The organism is Kribbella sp. NPDC051936, from assembly GCF_040680955.1.
GTDB lineage: Bacteria > Actinomycetota > Actinomycetes > Propionibacteriales > Kribbellaceae > Kribbella.
On record NZ_JBFAXS010000001.1, the window covers coordinates 858,778 to 872,453 of the forward strand.

Sequence of the window (13,676 nt, forward strand, 5' to 3'; positions counted from 1 at the left end):
GGCTACGGGCTGGTCGTCGGTCCCGGCGTGATCGTGAACTGCGCCGGGACCGCGGTGGTCGTGACCTGCGTCGCGACCGGAGTGGTCGGAAAGCTGCCGGTGGTGGGCAGCGGACCGGTCGGGAACGGCTGCGTCGGCTGCGTCTGACCGGGTGACGGCGGCCCGGTCGGCACCCCTGGAGACTGCGAGCCGGTCGGGAAGCTCGGCGTACTGGTCGGCAAGCTCGAGGTGTTCGTCGGGCTCGTCGTCGGCGACGGGGGCTTTGTGGGGAACGGGGTCTCGGACGGCGGCGGGAAGACCTGGTAGACCCGGACAGTGCCCAGCTGGAACCGGAGCTCGGTCAGCTTGTCGAGGTTCTTCGGCGCCGCGCCGACCCGCTCGTCGAGCAGCAGCCAGTGCACGCCGTACTTGGTGCGCAGCGTCTCGATCACCTGGCGGCTCGGGTTGCTGAAGACCTCGTCGTTCAGCCGCAGTTGTTCCTGGTCCCAGTACGGCCCCTGCACTCCCGCGGGGTAGGTGTCGTCGACCCTCGTCCGGTACGCCCAGCCTTCGACGAGCACGCGGCGCTCGGCGTACCCGGCGATCCAGTACGACCCTGTCCCGCAGTGCGAGGCCCGCGGCTGGTGGCAGTGCAGGTTCGTCGCGATCCGGTCGTTCGAGCCGGAGTTCCGCCGGATGAACTGCGCCGCCTCGATCCCGCCGGGGGCGATCGACTCGTACGACGTCAGCGGTGGTTCCGCGAACCGCCGGACGGATGCAACCGTCGGCGACACCGTCGTCCCGACGAGGACCGCGACTGCGATCACCGCCCAGATCCGCCGGGAACCGCGCAGGATCAGCCCGAACACGCCGATCCCGAGCACCGCGATCACCAGCGCGACGGCGAGGCTCTGCCCGAAGCAGTCGGCCGTCGTGCACGACCTCGGCGACCGTTCGCGGCCCCAGTAGATCGCCGCGGCCCCGATCAGGAGCGCGACCCCGGCGATCCAGAACTGCCGGCGCTCGAGCGATCCCAGTCCCCAGGTCGCCAGCAGGACGCCGAACACGAAGCCGGTCCGCACGAAGAACAGTTGGGTCTCCCCACGATCTGCCAGCAACGACGCGCCCAGCACCGCCGCCGCGAATCCGGCCACCAGGAAGACCGGCATCGGGTCCCGGGTCACCCGCCGCCTGATCAGCAGCGCGCCCGCCAGCGGCATCACCCACCCGATCACGATCACCACCGCGATGATCGGGACCGCGGAGCCGCCGCCCATCCGGTCCGCGAGGCTCTCGAAGGTCGCCCCCGGATCGAACCGCACGCTCGACGCGGCACCCTGCAGGACGAGGAAGAACGTCGCCGTGTACGCCGCCGCGACGCCGACCCCGAGCACCAGCGCGCGCAGGTTCACCCGCCCGGCCCGCACCGTCAGGTAGATCCAGGCGGCCGCGAGCCCGGCCGCGTACACAGGCAGCGTCGTCGCCTTCGTCAACGCCAGCGCGGCAATCAGCACGCCGGCCGCGACGTACAGCCGGAACAACTGACCGCGCGTCGTCCCCGGCCGTCGACGGAGCAGCAGCGTCGTCACCGCGATCAACGGCAGCAACAGCACCGTCGAGAACGCCTGCGGCGGATTGGTCAGCTCGCCCAGCGAGAACGGCCCGTCCGCGAACACCCGGTCCGACACCGTCCACGGCCATGCGACCAGATCGCCGCCGGCCACCACGAGCCCAGCCGCGATCGGAGCGGCGACCGCTCGCCCGGTCAGCAGCATCCCGACCGCGGCCGCGCCCAGCACGGTCAGCAGGATCCAGGCGAACGGCACCATCCGGTGCGTCAGCACGTCGAGCGGCACGCTGGTGATCCAGTGCACGGACGCGACGTGGTCGTACGCCGCCCAGTGGCTCGTCAGCCACCCGCCGTCGGCGTACGGGACCCGCGGTGGGAAGTGGTGCGTGACCTCACCGGCCAGCGCGAGGTTGTGCGGAGCGTCCGAGTCCGGCCGCAGCGCCTGTGCGCCGTTCAGCGGGATGAGCTGCGAGCCGACCCGCACGAACCACGCGGCCGCGACGCCGACCGCGACCATCATCCCGGCCATCGACCACCAGGGCGTCGGGCGTTCGGGCAGCGTGCGGCGGGGCAGCGCGCGCCACATCCCGAATGCCAGCGCCGGCATCAGCAACGCCGCGAACGGCATCGCGAACAGCATCCCGATCGGATAGAGCAGCGCCTCGACGGCCAGCCCGAACGCCGTACCGAGGATGACGTCCGCGGACAGCCAGCCGACGCCGCCGGTCAGCCTCCGCCAGAACATCGTGCCCGGGACGACGACCACGACCAGCAGATAGGCGAGGTAGGCGGCCGGCATCCACGGCGGGTGCTCCTGCAGCGCCACGAACCATGCCAGTGGGAGCACAGGCAGACTCGCCGCCGCCGCGGTCCGTATGCCCCGTCCGGTCGTACGCCGCCGGCCCGCTCTGATCATCGGCAAAGTGTATGAGTCCGCCATGTCGCGCTCGTGACCGGTGAGCCGTTTACCGGCGACGGCTTCCCGTTTACACTCGGTAATCTCCCAGCCTCGGAGCGTTCGGGAGGGCCCGATGGTCGCTCAGCACATCGCCGGACTGCCGGTCGAGGAGGTTCTGCTAGCGGCGCTCGCCGCGGCGGCCCCGGTGATCACCTTGGTCGCGCTGGAGATCAGGAGCCGGTTCAAGCGATTGCTGGACCGCCGGCACTCATCAACCCCGGAAAGAGCGCCGACGCGGGGCTCGGCCGAGCGCGACGGGTCCGGCGCCCGGACGGTTGGTGAGTGCGGGACGTCCGGCGTTAGGCTTCGGGACTATGAGTTCGGTGGATCGGAGTCGGGTCAGGGAGTTGATGGGTGAGGTGATGACGGCACAGGGCCGGGCATTACCGGCCGACGACACGGCGGACCTGCGCGAGATCGGGTTCCGGTCGCTGGACTTCTCCGAGCTGGCCCTCCGGGTGGAGGACGAGCTCGGCGACGAGCTGAACTTCGATGCCCCTGGGCTGCGCCGGATCGCGACGGTCGGCGACGTACTGGACTTCATCGAGCAACTCCAGTCGGCGTGAGCAGCCGGCGCCGCACCACCGCGCTGATCGGCGACGACAACACCGTGGTCGTCGCGGGCAAGCGCCTGACCTGGCGGACGCTGCACAAACTGCCGCAGCTGCCGTCGCCCGCGGCCGTTCTGGTGGACAACGGCGCCGACGCGCTCGCCGCCCTGCGCCACCACGCTGTGCACGGCACGGAGCTGCTCGTCGCCACCGAATCACGCGTTGACGAGCGCATGCGCGAGGAACTCGGCGAGTCCGGGTTCGCGGTCGTCCTGCCCGATGGGGCAGTCACACCCGCCAGGCTGAAGCGCGTCGAGGAGTCCGGGCGGGCCTGGCTGCTCACTTCAGGCTCCACCGGCCGTCCGAAGCGCATCGGTCACACACTCGAGTCGCTGACCACGGTCACCGCCGACCAGCCGCCGCGGACCTGGCTCCTGCCGTACTCGCCCGGGACGTACGCGTGGTGGCAGGTCGTCACGCTCTCGCTGACCCAGGCCGACCAGGGCCTGGTCGTGATCGAGCCGCACGAGCTGGAGAACTGGCCGGCGATCGCCGCCGAACACGGCGTCACGGCCGCCTCGGGTACGCCGACCTTCTGGCGGCAGGCGATCTACCGCGACGCCGACGCGCTCGCCGGCGTACCGCTGGAGCAGATCACGCTCGGCGGCGAACCGGTCGACCAGGCGATCCTCGATCAGCTCCGGGAGCTCTTCCCGGCCACCCGGATCTCCTGGATCTACGCGTCCTCGGAGGTCGGCGCCTCGATCGTGGTGCACGACGGCAAGGCCGGATTCCCCAGGTCCTGGCTGGACCGCGACCCGCACCCGGAGCGCCCGGTCGTCAGCGTCGACGGCGACGAGCTCGTCATCCGCTCACCGCACCACGGCGCCGGCCTGGTCGGGGCGGTCCGTACCGGCGACCGGGTCGAGTTCGACGGCGACCGGGTGCTGATCACCGGCCGCCTGGACACCGACGAGATCAACGTCGGCGGGTCGAAGGTGTCGGCGGGCGTCGTCCGCAACGTCCTGATGGGCCATCCGGGCGTGTCCTGGGCGCGGGTGTTCGCGCGCAAGGCCCCGCTGGTCGGCCGGATGGTCGCGGCCGAGGTCGTCCCGAACCGGTCCCTCGGCCCGATCACCGACGCCGACCTGGTGCAGTGGTGTTCGACCCGGTTGCCGGACTACGGCGTACCGCGGCGGATCAGGTTCCTCGACGAGATCCCGCAGAAGGAAACCCTGAAGAGCGATGTCTGACGTCACCACAGTCCCGCCGGCCTCGGTCGTGCTCGTGTCGGGCGGTTCCCGCGGCCTCGGCCTGGCGATCGTCACCGATCTGCTCGCGGCCGGCCTGAAGGTCGCCGCGTTCGCCCGGACGGTCACGCCCGAGCTGACGGCGCTCGGCGAGAAGTACCCCGAGCACCTGTACTACGGGTCCGTCGACGTCAACGACACCGCGGCCGGGCAGGCGTTCGTTCGCGAGGTCGAGACTGCCCTGGGGCCGATCGATGCCTTGGTCAACAATGCGGCGATCGGCCAGGACTCGTTGCACGTCCACACGTCCGCGGAGCACCTGGCCGAGATCATCCAGACGAACCTGACCGCACCGCTGGTGCTGACCCGCTTCGTCTTGCGCCGGATGCTCGCCAAGGGCCTGAAGGGCCGGATCGTCAACATCACCTCGATCTGCGCGCAACGCGGCTACCCCGGCCTGGTCGCCTACTCGGCCACCAAGGGCGGGATGGACGCGGCCACCCGGTCACTGGCCCGTGAACTCGGTGGCCGCATTCTCGCCAACGCGATCGCTCCGGGGTTCTTCGCCTCGGAGATGTCGGCCGTCCTCGGCCAGACCCAACTCGACCAGATCGTCCGCCGAACCCCGACCGGTCACCTGACCGAGCCGGAGGACGTCCTCCCGCTGGTCCGCATGCTGCTGCTGGACAACACCAACATCAACGGCCAGGTCCTGGTCGTGGACGGCGCCGCCTCGATCTAGGGCTCGCGGATCGCTCTGCGCGACGTCAGCTCTGGTGCCGATGTACCTGCGGCAGAACGTCGGTCAGGCGGAACGCGTGGACATGGACGGCGTCAGCCGGCCGACCGTGTCGCGGATCTACCGCTCGACCCTGCACTCGGATTAGAGCCGCGCCGGGCACCGCGCGAAGGGCATACAAGCATGGGCCAGTCGTCGGAGGCGGCTGGAATCACTCGCCCGCTCCCGGCCTACCGCAGCACAACAGCCTCCTGCCCGGGGGAGGCTGTTGTGTTGTCGGGGCTCAGCCGGTGGCTGCGAAGGCGGCCGCTTGCTGGAGGGCAGCCTCGTCGGCCCGCCATCGCGAGCGGTCGGCGACGGTGTCCACCACGTCGCCCTCGACCGCCCGCAGGCCGACGTCGGCGGGTTCGGTGGGCTGGGTGGGCTGTGTGGGCTCGGACTCGCGCGGGCCCGTGCTGCCGCTGGGTGGTCGGGCGCGCGGGGGTGCTGTGCGGCGGGCTACGGCGGGGGTGGGTGCGGGTTCGGCCCAGCTGGGGCGGGCGACGTGGGCGATGCCGTCGAGGATGGTGACGTGCCAGTGGCCTTTGTGCAGGTCGACGTGGTGACGACGGCACAGCAAAGCCAGATTGTCGACCTTGGTGTCGCCCCCGTCGATCCAAGAGACCAGGTGATGGGCGTCGCACATGACCGGCGGCGCCCCACAGACCACACAGCCGCGGTCGCGGGCGTCCAGGGCGCGGCGCATCGCCCCGGTGACCAGCCGCACGCGGCGCCCGACGTCGAGCGGTTCGGAGTTCGAGCCCAGCACTAGCGGGATGATGTTCGCGTCACAGGCCAGCCGCCGGATCGTGGCCGCGGACAGCCCGCCGCTGTAGACGGTGCGCCCGATCGCGTCCGCGGTCGCGGCCTTCAGGTCGTCCAGGTCGATCGTGACGGTGATGTTCGCCTTCGCGCCGTACCCGGCCGCGCGACCACCCGTGCCCGCGGCGCCGGCGGTGCCTGTCATGTCCCCTGTACCCGGTGTGCTCGCGGCGCCCTCCGTGTCGCTGGCGGGGCCGGCTGTGGGGCTGGGTGTGGGGCTGGTGGTGTCCCACGCGGCGGCGGCGATGCCCAGGGCGGTGGACAAGGCGTCGGCCTGGCGCTTGTCACGGGGGCGCGGGTCGTGCTCGCCGTCGACGGTCTTGTGTGGGCGGGCACCGGCGTGCACGACGGCGCGCAGGAGTTCGGCGTTCTCGTTGGCCAGGAAGCCCTTGAACTTCACGCCGTTGTCGGCGGCCGAGAGTGTCAGGGATTCGCGGGCGTAGGCCTTGTGTTCTTCGGGTTCGGGGCCGTCGGAGTCGAGCAGGTCGGCGATCTCCTTGGCGGCGGTACGCAGTTCGCCCGGTGACAGGTGACCGGCCAGGCCGACCAGTTGCTCCGCGGCCGCGTCCAGGTGCTGCACCGGGACCCGCGACCGGACCCGGTCGAGTCCGAACACGATCGCGGCCGCCTGCGCCGGCCGCAGCAGCCAGCCATCACCAGCACCGTCGCCGGATCCGCTGTCGTCCCGTACGTTGGCGGTCGTGGCGGAGGAGGCGGTGCGGTCGAGGGCGGTCGCCACGGCCGGGTAGTGCGGGGCGGTCTGGGCGAGGCGGAGGGTGCGGCGGGCGGCCGGTGGGTCCAGGCGGTAGCGGAAGCGCAGGAGTTCGGCGGTGTCGCGGGCGCCGAGCTCCTGCGCGTACCCGGTGGTTTCGATGGCGGCGATCACGCTCAGCCGGTAGGACTTCAGGCGGGCGAGCTCGGCTTCGAGCGTGTCGAGAGTGGACAGCAGTTCGCTGCCACTCATCGACCACGCCGGCCGCTCGCCCAGGAGTTCCATGGCATCGACTCTAGACGGCGCCACCGACAGTTCCCGAGCCGGAATCCCCTTATTTTGTGGGCTTTTCGGGGGCCCACGCCAGCAAACACCTTGGCATCTTCAGGACCGGGCGTCCTCGGTTGCGGACGACTGCACCCCTCGGTCCGCAGCTCGATCGCGGCACCAGCCGAGACAGGAGGAGAACCTCAGCGACTGGTGCGGCGAACGAGTTCGGTGAGCCGGGAGCGGTCCAAACGGCGATAGACGTCGGCGCGTGTCACCGGCCCACGAACCCGGCCACACACGCAGACTCCCAGTCTCTCTCTTCCTTTATGGACTTCTAGGCGGGCTTGATGTTCGCGTTGCGGTGGAAGACGTTCTCCGGGTCGTACTTCGCCTTGATCGCCGCCAGCCGGTCGTATTTCGCGCCGTACGACGCGCGCACCCGGTCGTCCACGCCGGTGTCGCTGATCGCGTTCACGTAGCTGCCGATCCCGCGGCTCACCGGGATTGTTGCCGCCCACAACGAGCGGGCCCACTCGCGGTCGTGCTCGAGCAGTTCGGGCGTCGGGCAGACGGCGATGATGAAACCGGCGTACCCTGGCGCCCGGCTGCCGCTGAAGGCGGTGGCTTCGTCGGGGACCTTCGAGTACCCGTTGTCGAGGCGGTAGAACAGCACGACCGAGCCCGGCGACTGCTTGCGCGGCACGTGTTCGGTGACCACCGCGATCGCCTCGTCGGTGAAGTCGTCGAGGTAGAAGCCCTTGTCGTAGGCGTGGAATCCCCAGCCGTTCGCCTCGTCGAGCATTTGCTGCAGCGCGAGGTACGGCATCGGGCCGCCGAACTCGAACAGCGGCGGCAGCGTCGAGCGGATCTCGGCCAGTACGGCGGCGTGCTCCTCGGCCGACCCGAAGCCAGGGACGATCAATGCGTACCCGGGCCGGAAGTGGTACTCGGCCGGCACGAACGGAGCCGGCGGAGCGCTGATCGCGCCCACCACGATGTTCACCTCGGCCGGCAGCTTCGCGATCACCTCGCGGGCCATCCGCAGCACCTCGGCGCCCTGGTCGAGATCCCAGAACATCATGCCGAACTGGATCATCGGCGCGACCTCGTGCAACTGGAACTCGAACTGTGTCACGACGCCGAAGTTGCCGCCGCCGCCGCGGATCGCCCAGAACAGGTCGGGGTTCTCGTCGTCGGACGCGCGCAGGATGCGACCGTCCGCGGTGACGACCTCGACCGACAGCAGGTTGTCGATACTGAGACCGAACTTCCGGCTCAGCCAGCCCATCCCGCCGCCGAGCGTCAGTCCGGCGACACCTGTGTGGCTCACCATGCCGGCCGGCGTCGCCAGACCGTGTTCCTGCGCCGCCGCGTCGAGCTGACCGAGCAACGCGCCGCCGGCGGCCGTGGCCCGGCGCGCCTGCGGATCGACCGTGACCTCGTTGAACTCGTTCAGGTCGATCATCAGCCCGTCGTCGACCGAGCTCATGCCGCTGATGCTGTGCGCGCCGCCACGGACCGCGATCTCCAGTCCGTGCTCACGCGCGAACAACACTGCACGGCTGACGTCCGCAGCGCTCCGGCACCGGGCGATCACGGCCGGGTGCAGGTCCTGGTCCGCGTTCCACAGCCGGCGCGCGTCGTCGTACCCGCCGTCGTCAGGGCCGAGCACCGATCCTTCGAAGTTCTGTCGCAGATCGCCGATCCCACTGCCGGCAAGTTGAGTCATGACGAAGCCCCCCTGTGATGTCCCCTGTAGGCAGGATCGTCCCGACGCGGGCTCAAAGCAACGGGTCTGACGTTCTGATTCCGGTGGAACGCGTTGTCCGAATCGTATGTCGCCTTGATCTGCGGCCGGAGTTGTCCACAGGTCCGGTGAACACCGTTTGGGTCGACGGAGTGCGACTGTCAGACTCGTCCGCGTGACTGATCAGGAAATCCTCCGCCTGTTGCCGATCGCGGCGGCCGCGGTTGCCGTCGCCGACGACCGCGCGGCCGCCCAACTGGCCAGGCTGGGTGCGTACGACGAGCGCGACCAGGCGGCCGTGGATCGTTGCCTGCAAGGATTCCTGAACGCCTTGGTTCGCGGTGCCTGGGAGCGCGGCTGGGCGCCGGCGGATGTGGTCCAGCACGGACGGCGCCAGCTGGAGGCAGCCGTCGAGCCGTTGTTGCTGGCCGCGATCTCAGCCGAGCACCAGCAGTATGCTCCCGCCGCCATCGATCCGCGCTGGCTCGACCAGCTCACCGATCTCGGTGTGCCGCAGCCGTTCGCCGAGCTGCGCCTGACCGCGTGGGCCGCGACGGCGCGGGTCGGCCGCTACCTGAGCCTGCATCACGCTCTCGCGCTTGCGGGCTTCCTGCAAACACTGCCGGTGATGGCCCGCTTGCTCCCGCTGCCCGGTACGCCGTCCCGCCCGGCGCGCCCCGCAGTACCGGTGGACGGAAAGATGCTGGCGCGGATCCGGGCTTTGCTCGCGAAGGCGGAAGCGACCGAGTTCCCGGACGAGGCGGAAGCGCTGTCCGGGAAGGCGCAGGAGCTGATGGCGAAGTTCTCGCTGGACAGTGTGCTGGTGACGGCGGAGGAGGAGATCCCGGACGACTCGTCGGCGCGCCGGCTCTGGATGGACACGCCGTATGTCTCGGCCAAGGCGCAACTGGTCGGCGCGGTCGCCGCGGCGAACCGCTGCCGGACCGTCGTGATCGAGGACCTGGCCGTCGTCACGATCGTCGGCGCCGAGCTCGATCTGCAGCTCACCGAGATCCTCAGCACCTCGCTGCTGGTCCAGGCGAACCGGGCGATGATTGCTGCCGGCAAGCACATCGGTCAGCGCGGCGAGTCGCGGACCCGGTCGTTCCGGCAGTCGTTCCTGATGGCCTACGCGCAGCGCATCGCCGAGCGGCTCGAGCAGGCCTCCGCCGCGACCCAGGCCGCCGTGCCCGAGGCCGACGCGGACCGGCTGCTGCCGGTGCTGGCCAAGCGGGAGGAGCAGGTGGACGCGTTGTTCACCCAGCTGTTCCCGAGGACGACCACCCGGAGGACCCGCATCACGAACGGCGCCGGATGGCACGCGGGCCTGGCCGCCGCCGACCAGGCGCAGCTCGAGGCCCGTCGGCAGGTGCGCCGGTGAGGACCGAGGAGACGTCGATCCCGGGAGTGGTGCGTGTCGGGCTGCAGGTCCAGCCGCACGGCGACGGGTGGTTCAAGGAGAACTTCCACCGCGAGAAGCTGGCCGAGCTCGGCATGGTCGTCGTCCAGCACAACGTCGCGTACTTCGAGGACGCCGGCATCGTCCGCGGGATCCACGCGGAGCCGTGGGACAAGTACCTGTCGCCGTCGTCCGGCCGGGTGTTCGCCGCGATCGTCGACCTCCGCGACAACGACACCTTCGGCCGCGTCGAGACCTTCGAGCTCGGTCCGTCGGACGCGCTCTACGTGCCGCGCGGCGTCGGCAACTCGTTCTGCACGGTGGCGCCGCACACGACGTACAACTTCCTGGTGAACGAGCACTGGTCGCCGGAGCGGGTGGCGGTGGACCTGTTCGACCCGGAGCTGGCGATCGAGTGGCCGGTCCGCGAGCTCAAGTACACCGAGCGGGACGCGGCTAACCCTTCGCTGGCTGCGCTGCGGGAGCAGCGGGCCTGAGCCCGCAGAGCACGATGTCGAGCAGGCGGTGGGCCTGCTCCGGCGGGGTGTCGGCGTTGTGGGTGATGCCGCCGACGAGCCGCATGACGTCGGCCAGCTCCAGCTCCGGCCGGACGTCGCCGGTCGCCTTCGCCTTGTCCAGCAGCAGTTGCCCGGCCTCCTGCACGTTCACCTTGCAGGCCTTGAAGAACGGGGACTCCTTGCCGAGGGCATCGATCAGCTCGGTGGCCAGGCTCTTCTTGGACAGCCCGTAGCCGACGAAGCTGCGCAGCCACGCGGCCAGCGCGTCGAACGGCTCCAGCTCCCGGTCGAAGTCGTACGCCCGATCGCAGACGGACTGGATCTCGTCCACGTAGACCGCCTCGAGCAGCGCGGTCCGGCTGGGGAACCGGCGGTAGAGCGTGCCGATGCCGACTCCGGCCCGGCGGGCGATCTCCTCGAGCGAGGTGTCGGTGCCGTGTTCGCCGAAGGTCTCCCGGGCGGCCGTCACCAGGCGGTCGTAGTTCCGGGCGGCGTCCGCACGGGTGGGCCGTGCGCACGGCAGGGGTTGCGGCGCCAAGTTCGACCTCCTCACGGGTCCGTCCAGAATATCGCTTGCAAAGCGGAGGGGGCCTCCGTATCGTATCCGGAGGAGCACTCCACTTTTCCTTCCACAACTGTAGCCCCTCCGGGGTAAGGAGCAATATGTCGGCAACATCCTCAGGCCCGGCCGGCGCCGGAACCGGCACGCCTGCGCGGCGGCCGGGGGTCGTGCTCGCGGTCATCCTGGTCACCCAGCTGATGGTCATCCTCGACGGCACCGTGGTGAACATCGCGATGCCGCACATCCAGCAGGCACTGCACTTCAGCCCGTCGAGCCTGTCGTGGGTGCAGAATGCCTACGCGCTCGCGTTCGGCGGCCTGCTGCTGCTCGGCGCCCGCGCCGGCGACCTGCTCGGCCGCCGCCGGGTGTTCATCACCGGTATCAGTGTCTTCACCCTCGCCTCACTGCTCGGCGGCCTCGCCCCGAACGCCGAGCTGCTGCTCGCCGCGCGCGTCCTGCAGGGCATCGGCGGCGCCATCGCCGCGCCGGCCGCCCTGACGCTGCTGATGCTCACGTACCGCGAAGGTCCCGAGCGGATGAAGGCGCTCGGCTACTACAGCCTCGTCTCCTCCGGTGGCGGCAGCGTCGGGCTGGTGCTCGGCGGCATGCTGACCGACTGGGTGTCGTGGCGCTGGGGCCTGTTCATCAACGTCCCCATCGGTATCGCTCTGGTCTTCGCGGCCCGCCGCGTGCTGACCGAGACCGCGCCGGAGACCGGCCGGTTCGACGTGGCCGGTGCGCTCACCTCGACGCTGGGCATCACCTCGCTGGTGTACGGGTTCATCCGGGTCGCCGAGGCCGGCTGGTCGTCGGCGGAGGTCCTGGTCGCGTTCGCGGCCGGCGTCGTGCTGCTGGTCTCGTTCGTCCTGATCGAGCGCCGCGTGAGCCACCCGATCGTGCCGTTGCGGTTGTTCAAGTCCGCTCAGCGGTCGGCGTCGTACCTCACCATGCTGCTCGTGGTCGGGACGATGTTCGGGATGTTCTTCTTCCTGACGCAGTACCTGCAGGGCGTGCTCGCGCTGAGCCCGCTGACGGCCGGTCTGGCGTTCCTGCCGCTCACCGGTCTGCTGTTCACCGCATCGCGCGTCGTACCGAAGCTGGTCGCCCGGATCGACGGGGCGAAGCTGCTGGTGGCCGGGTCCACCCTGGTCACGCTCGGCACGATCTGGCTGACCCGGCTGGACGCGCACAGCACCTACCTGCACGACGTGGTCGGTCCGATGCTGCTGTTCGGAGCGGGCGCCGGGATGATCTTCATCCCGCTCGTCGGCCGCGCCATTTCCGGTGTCGCGCCGGAGGACTCGGGCGCCGCGTCCGGCATGCTGAACGTGGTCCAGCAGGTCGGCGGCGCGCTCGGCCTGGGCATCCTGGTGACCATCTTCGGTACGGCGAGCCGCAACTCGACGGCGACCGCACCGCGGGAGGTCCTGGTCCACGGCGTGCACGCCGCGTTCGTCGGAGCGCTCGTCTACGCGGCCGTGAGCCTGGCGATGATCGTGTTCACGGTTCGGCCGTGGACGTGGTTCCGCAGCGAGCCGGAGCCGGTCGAGGCCCCGGTCGTCGCGGACTCACACGTCTGACGGAAGGGGCAGCGCGTAGTCGGTGAACTTCTTGTGAGTGGTGAAGCCGAGGTTCTCGTACAGGCCGAGCGCACCGGTCGGGTTGTCGGCGTCGACGCCGAGACCGGCCCGCTGGTAGCCGGCCTGTGCGCCCTCGGCGAGCACCCTCGCGATGGTCGCCCGCGCCAGCCCGCGGCCACGGTACGCGCGCCGCGTGCCGACCTGGCCGATGTACAGCTCGCGGACGCCGGTCGCCTCGGTGTCGGCCTCCCACTCGTAGCAGTTCACGTACGCCGCGACGGTGTCGCCGTCCAGCACGAGGTACGACTGCCCGCCGCGGAACGCCCGCGAACCGATCGACCGTGACCGCCACATCTCCGGAGTCGGCGGCGTCCAGCCCCAGTGGTCGGAGAACGCCTCGAAGTGCGCCAGCCGCAGGGCCTCGGCGTACGACGGGTCGTATCCCGTCAACCGGAGCCCGTCGGCCACCGACGCCTCCGGCACCGGCTGGTCGAGCGGGCGACGCATGTCGAAGAAGAACCGCTCGGGCTCGAAGCCCAGCCCTTCGAACAAGCTGGTCGCGCTGACGTTGTCGCTGCTGGTGCCGGCGCCGACCACGCCGGGCGCCTCCGGGTGGGTGGCGGCGTGCAGCTCGCCGGCGCGCTGGATCAGCCAGCGCATCAGCGCCGTCCCCAGGCCGCGCCGGCGCAGTTCGGGATCGATGGTGCCCTCGGTCCGCACCCGGTCGACGTCCACCACCGACGTCGGGACGTGCACGATGCCGTAGCCGATCATCCGGCCGTCGGCCCACAGGCCGATGCTCTCCCGGCTCATGTCCCGGTTCGGACGGTCCAGATGCTCGGCCAGGTCTTCCGCGGAGAAGTTCTCGCCCTCCTGGTCGGCCTTCTCCTTGGCGGCCATCAACACCGCCCACGCCTCGACGTCACCCTTGTCGATCGGGCGCGCCGCGATCCCCTCCGGCCAGCTCATGGCTCGACGGT

The 13,676-nt window shown here is 70.5% G+C and carries 12 protein-coding genes; 7 read left to right on the top strand and 5 right to left on the bottom strand.

What is annotated here, in order from left to right; translation table 11 throughout:
- Nucleotides 1–2: 2 nt before the first annotated feature.
- Nucleotides 3–2,465: a hypothetical protein gene (locus tag AB0L64_RS04440; protein WP_363707605.1), complete on the bottom strand. Its 2,463-nt coding sequence runs from the start codon at nt 2,463–2,465 to the stop codon at nt 3–5.
- A gap of 115 nt (nt 2,466–2,580) precedes the next feature.
- On the opposite strand from AB0L64_RS04440, the gene AB0L64_RS04445 reads away from it, so the two are divergent.
- From AB0L64_RS04445 to AB0L64_RS04460, 4 genes are read left to right on the top strand one after another with little or no spacing between them, the layout of a single operon-like run.
- On the top strand, nt 2,581–2,865 hold the full coding sequence (locus AB0L64_RS04445; RefSeq protein WP_363707607.1) for a hypothetical protein: 285 nt from the start codon (nt 2,581–2,583) through the stop codon (nt 2,863–2,865).
- Nucleotides 2,858–3,073: an acyl carrier protein gene (locus AB0L64_RS04450; RefSeq protein WP_238350281.1), complete on the top strand. Its 216-nt coding sequence runs from the start codon at nt 2,858–2,860 to the stop codon at nt 3,071–3,073. Before AB0L64_RS04445 ends, AB0L64_RS04450 begins: the two co-directional genes overlap by 8 nt.
- Entirely contained in the window at nt 3,070–4,311 is a 1,242-nt protein-coding gene (locus AB0L64_RS04455; RefSeq protein ID WP_359941127.1) for a class I adenylate-forming enzyme family protein, read from the top strand. The genes AB0L64_RS04450 and AB0L64_RS04455 overlap by 4 nt, the downstream gene beginning before the upstream one ends.
- Nucleotides 4,304–5,050, top strand: a complete 747-nt coding sequence (locus AB0L64_RS04460) for an SDR family NAD(P)-dependent oxidoreductase (protein ID WP_363707610.1) — start codon at nt 4,304–4,306, stop codon at nt 5,048–5,050. The genes AB0L64_RS04455 and AB0L64_RS04460 overlap by 8 nt, the downstream gene beginning before the upstream one ends.
- A gap of 280 nt (nt 5,051–5,330) precedes the next feature.
- Here AB0L64_RS04460 and AB0L64_RS04465 read toward each other — a convergent pair whose 3' ends face one another.
- Together AB0L64_RS04465 and AB0L64_RS04470 are read right to left on the bottom strand one after the other, a co-directional pair.
- Nucleotides 5,331–6,905, bottom strand: coding sequence for a DUF222 domain-containing protein (locus AB0L64_RS04465; protein WP_363707612.1), 1,575 nt, complete (start codon nt 6,903–6,905; stop codon nt 5,331–5,333).
- A gap of 319 nt (nt 6,906–7,224) precedes the next feature.
- Nucleotides 7,225–8,619 (bottom strand): FAD-binding oxidoreductase, encoded by a 1,395-nt coding sequence (locus tag AB0L64_RS04470; protein ID WP_363707614.1) that lies wholly within the window; start codon nt 8,617–8,619, stop codon nt 7,225–7,227.
- Nucleotides 8,620–8,812: 193 nt separating this feature from the next.
- On the opposite strand from AB0L64_RS04470, the gene AB0L64_RS04475 reads away from it, so the two are divergent.
- Nucleotides 8,813–10,018, top strand: coding sequence for a DUF2786 domain-containing protein (locus AB0L64_RS04475; protein WP_363707616.1), 1,206 nt, complete (start codon nt 8,813–8,815; stop codon nt 10,016–10,018).
- Complete coding sequence (locus AB0L64_RS04480; RefSeq protein ID WP_363707618.1) at nt 10,015–10,533, top strand: dTDP-4-dehydrorhamnose 3,5-epimerase family protein; 519 nt, start codon at nt 10,015–10,017, stop codon at nt 10,531–10,533. The genes AB0L64_RS04475 and AB0L64_RS04480 overlap by 4 nt, the downstream gene beginning before the upstream one ends.
- Here the strand turns inward: AB0L64_RS04480 and AB0L64_RS04485 are convergent.
- On the bottom strand, nt 10,493–11,092 hold the full coding sequence (locus tag AB0L64_RS04485; protein WP_355699655.1) for a helix-turn-helix domain-containing protein: 600 nt from the start codon (nt 11,090–11,092) through the stop codon (nt 10,493–10,495). The two genes, AB0L64_RS04480 and AB0L64_RS04485, sit on opposite strands and share 41 nt — an antisense overlap.
- Nucleotides 11,093–11,217: 125 nt before the next feature.
- On the opposite strand from AB0L64_RS04485, the gene AB0L64_RS04490 reads away from it, so the two are divergent.
- On the top strand, nt 11,218–12,696 hold the full coding sequence (locus AB0L64_RS04490; RefSeq protein WP_363707620.1) for an MFS transporter: 1,479 nt from the start codon (nt 11,218–11,220) through the stop codon (nt 12,694–12,696).
- On the opposite strand, the gene AB0L64_RS04495 is transcribed toward AB0L64_RS04490, so the two are convergent.
- On the bottom strand, nt 12,685–13,665 hold the full coding sequence (locus AB0L64_RS04495; RefSeq protein ID WP_363707622.1) for a GNAT family N-acetyltransferase: 981 nt from the start codon (nt 13,663–13,665) through the stop codon (nt 12,685–12,687). The two genes, AB0L64_RS04490 and AB0L64_RS04495, sit on opposite strands and share 12 nt — an antisense overlap.
- Between the last annotated feature and the right edge of the window lie 11 nt (nt 13,666–13,676).

Bases quoted from the DNA above. Each gene is read 5' to 3' on its own strand.
- AB0L64_RS04470 (WP_363707614.1), bottom strand. From the start codon at position 8,619: ATGACTCAACTTGCCGGCAGTGGGATCGGCGATCTGCGACAGAACTTC.
- AB0L64_RS04460 (WP_363707610.1), top strand. From the start codon at position 4,304: ATGTCTGACGTCACCACAGTCCCGCCGGCCTCGGTCGTGCTCGTGTCG.
- AB0L64_RS04450 (WP_238350281.1), top strand. From the start codon at position 2,858: ATGGGTGAGGTGATGACGGCACAGGGCCGGGCATTACCGGCCGACGAC.
- AB0L64_RS04495 (WP_363707622.1), bottom strand. From the start codon at position 13,665: ATGAGCTGGCCGGAGGGGATCGCGGCGCGCCCGATCGACAAGGGTGAC.
- AB0L64_RS04490 (WP_363707620.1), top strand. From the start codon at position 11,218: ATGTCGGCAACATCCTCAGGCCCGGCCGGCGCCGGAACCGGCACGCCT.
- AB0L64_RS04440 (WP_363707605.1), bottom strand. From the start codon at position 2,465: ATGATCAGAGCGGGCCGGCGGCGTACGACCGGACGGGGCATACGGACC.
- AB0L64_RS04445 (WP_363707607.1), top strand. From the start codon at position 2,581: ATGGTCGCTCAGCACATCGCCGGACTGCCGGTCGAGGAGGTTCTGCTA.
- AB0L64_RS04465 (WP_363707612.1), bottom strand. From the start codon at position 6,905: ATGGAACTCCTGGGCGAGCGGCCGGCGTGGTCGATGAGTGGCAGCGAA.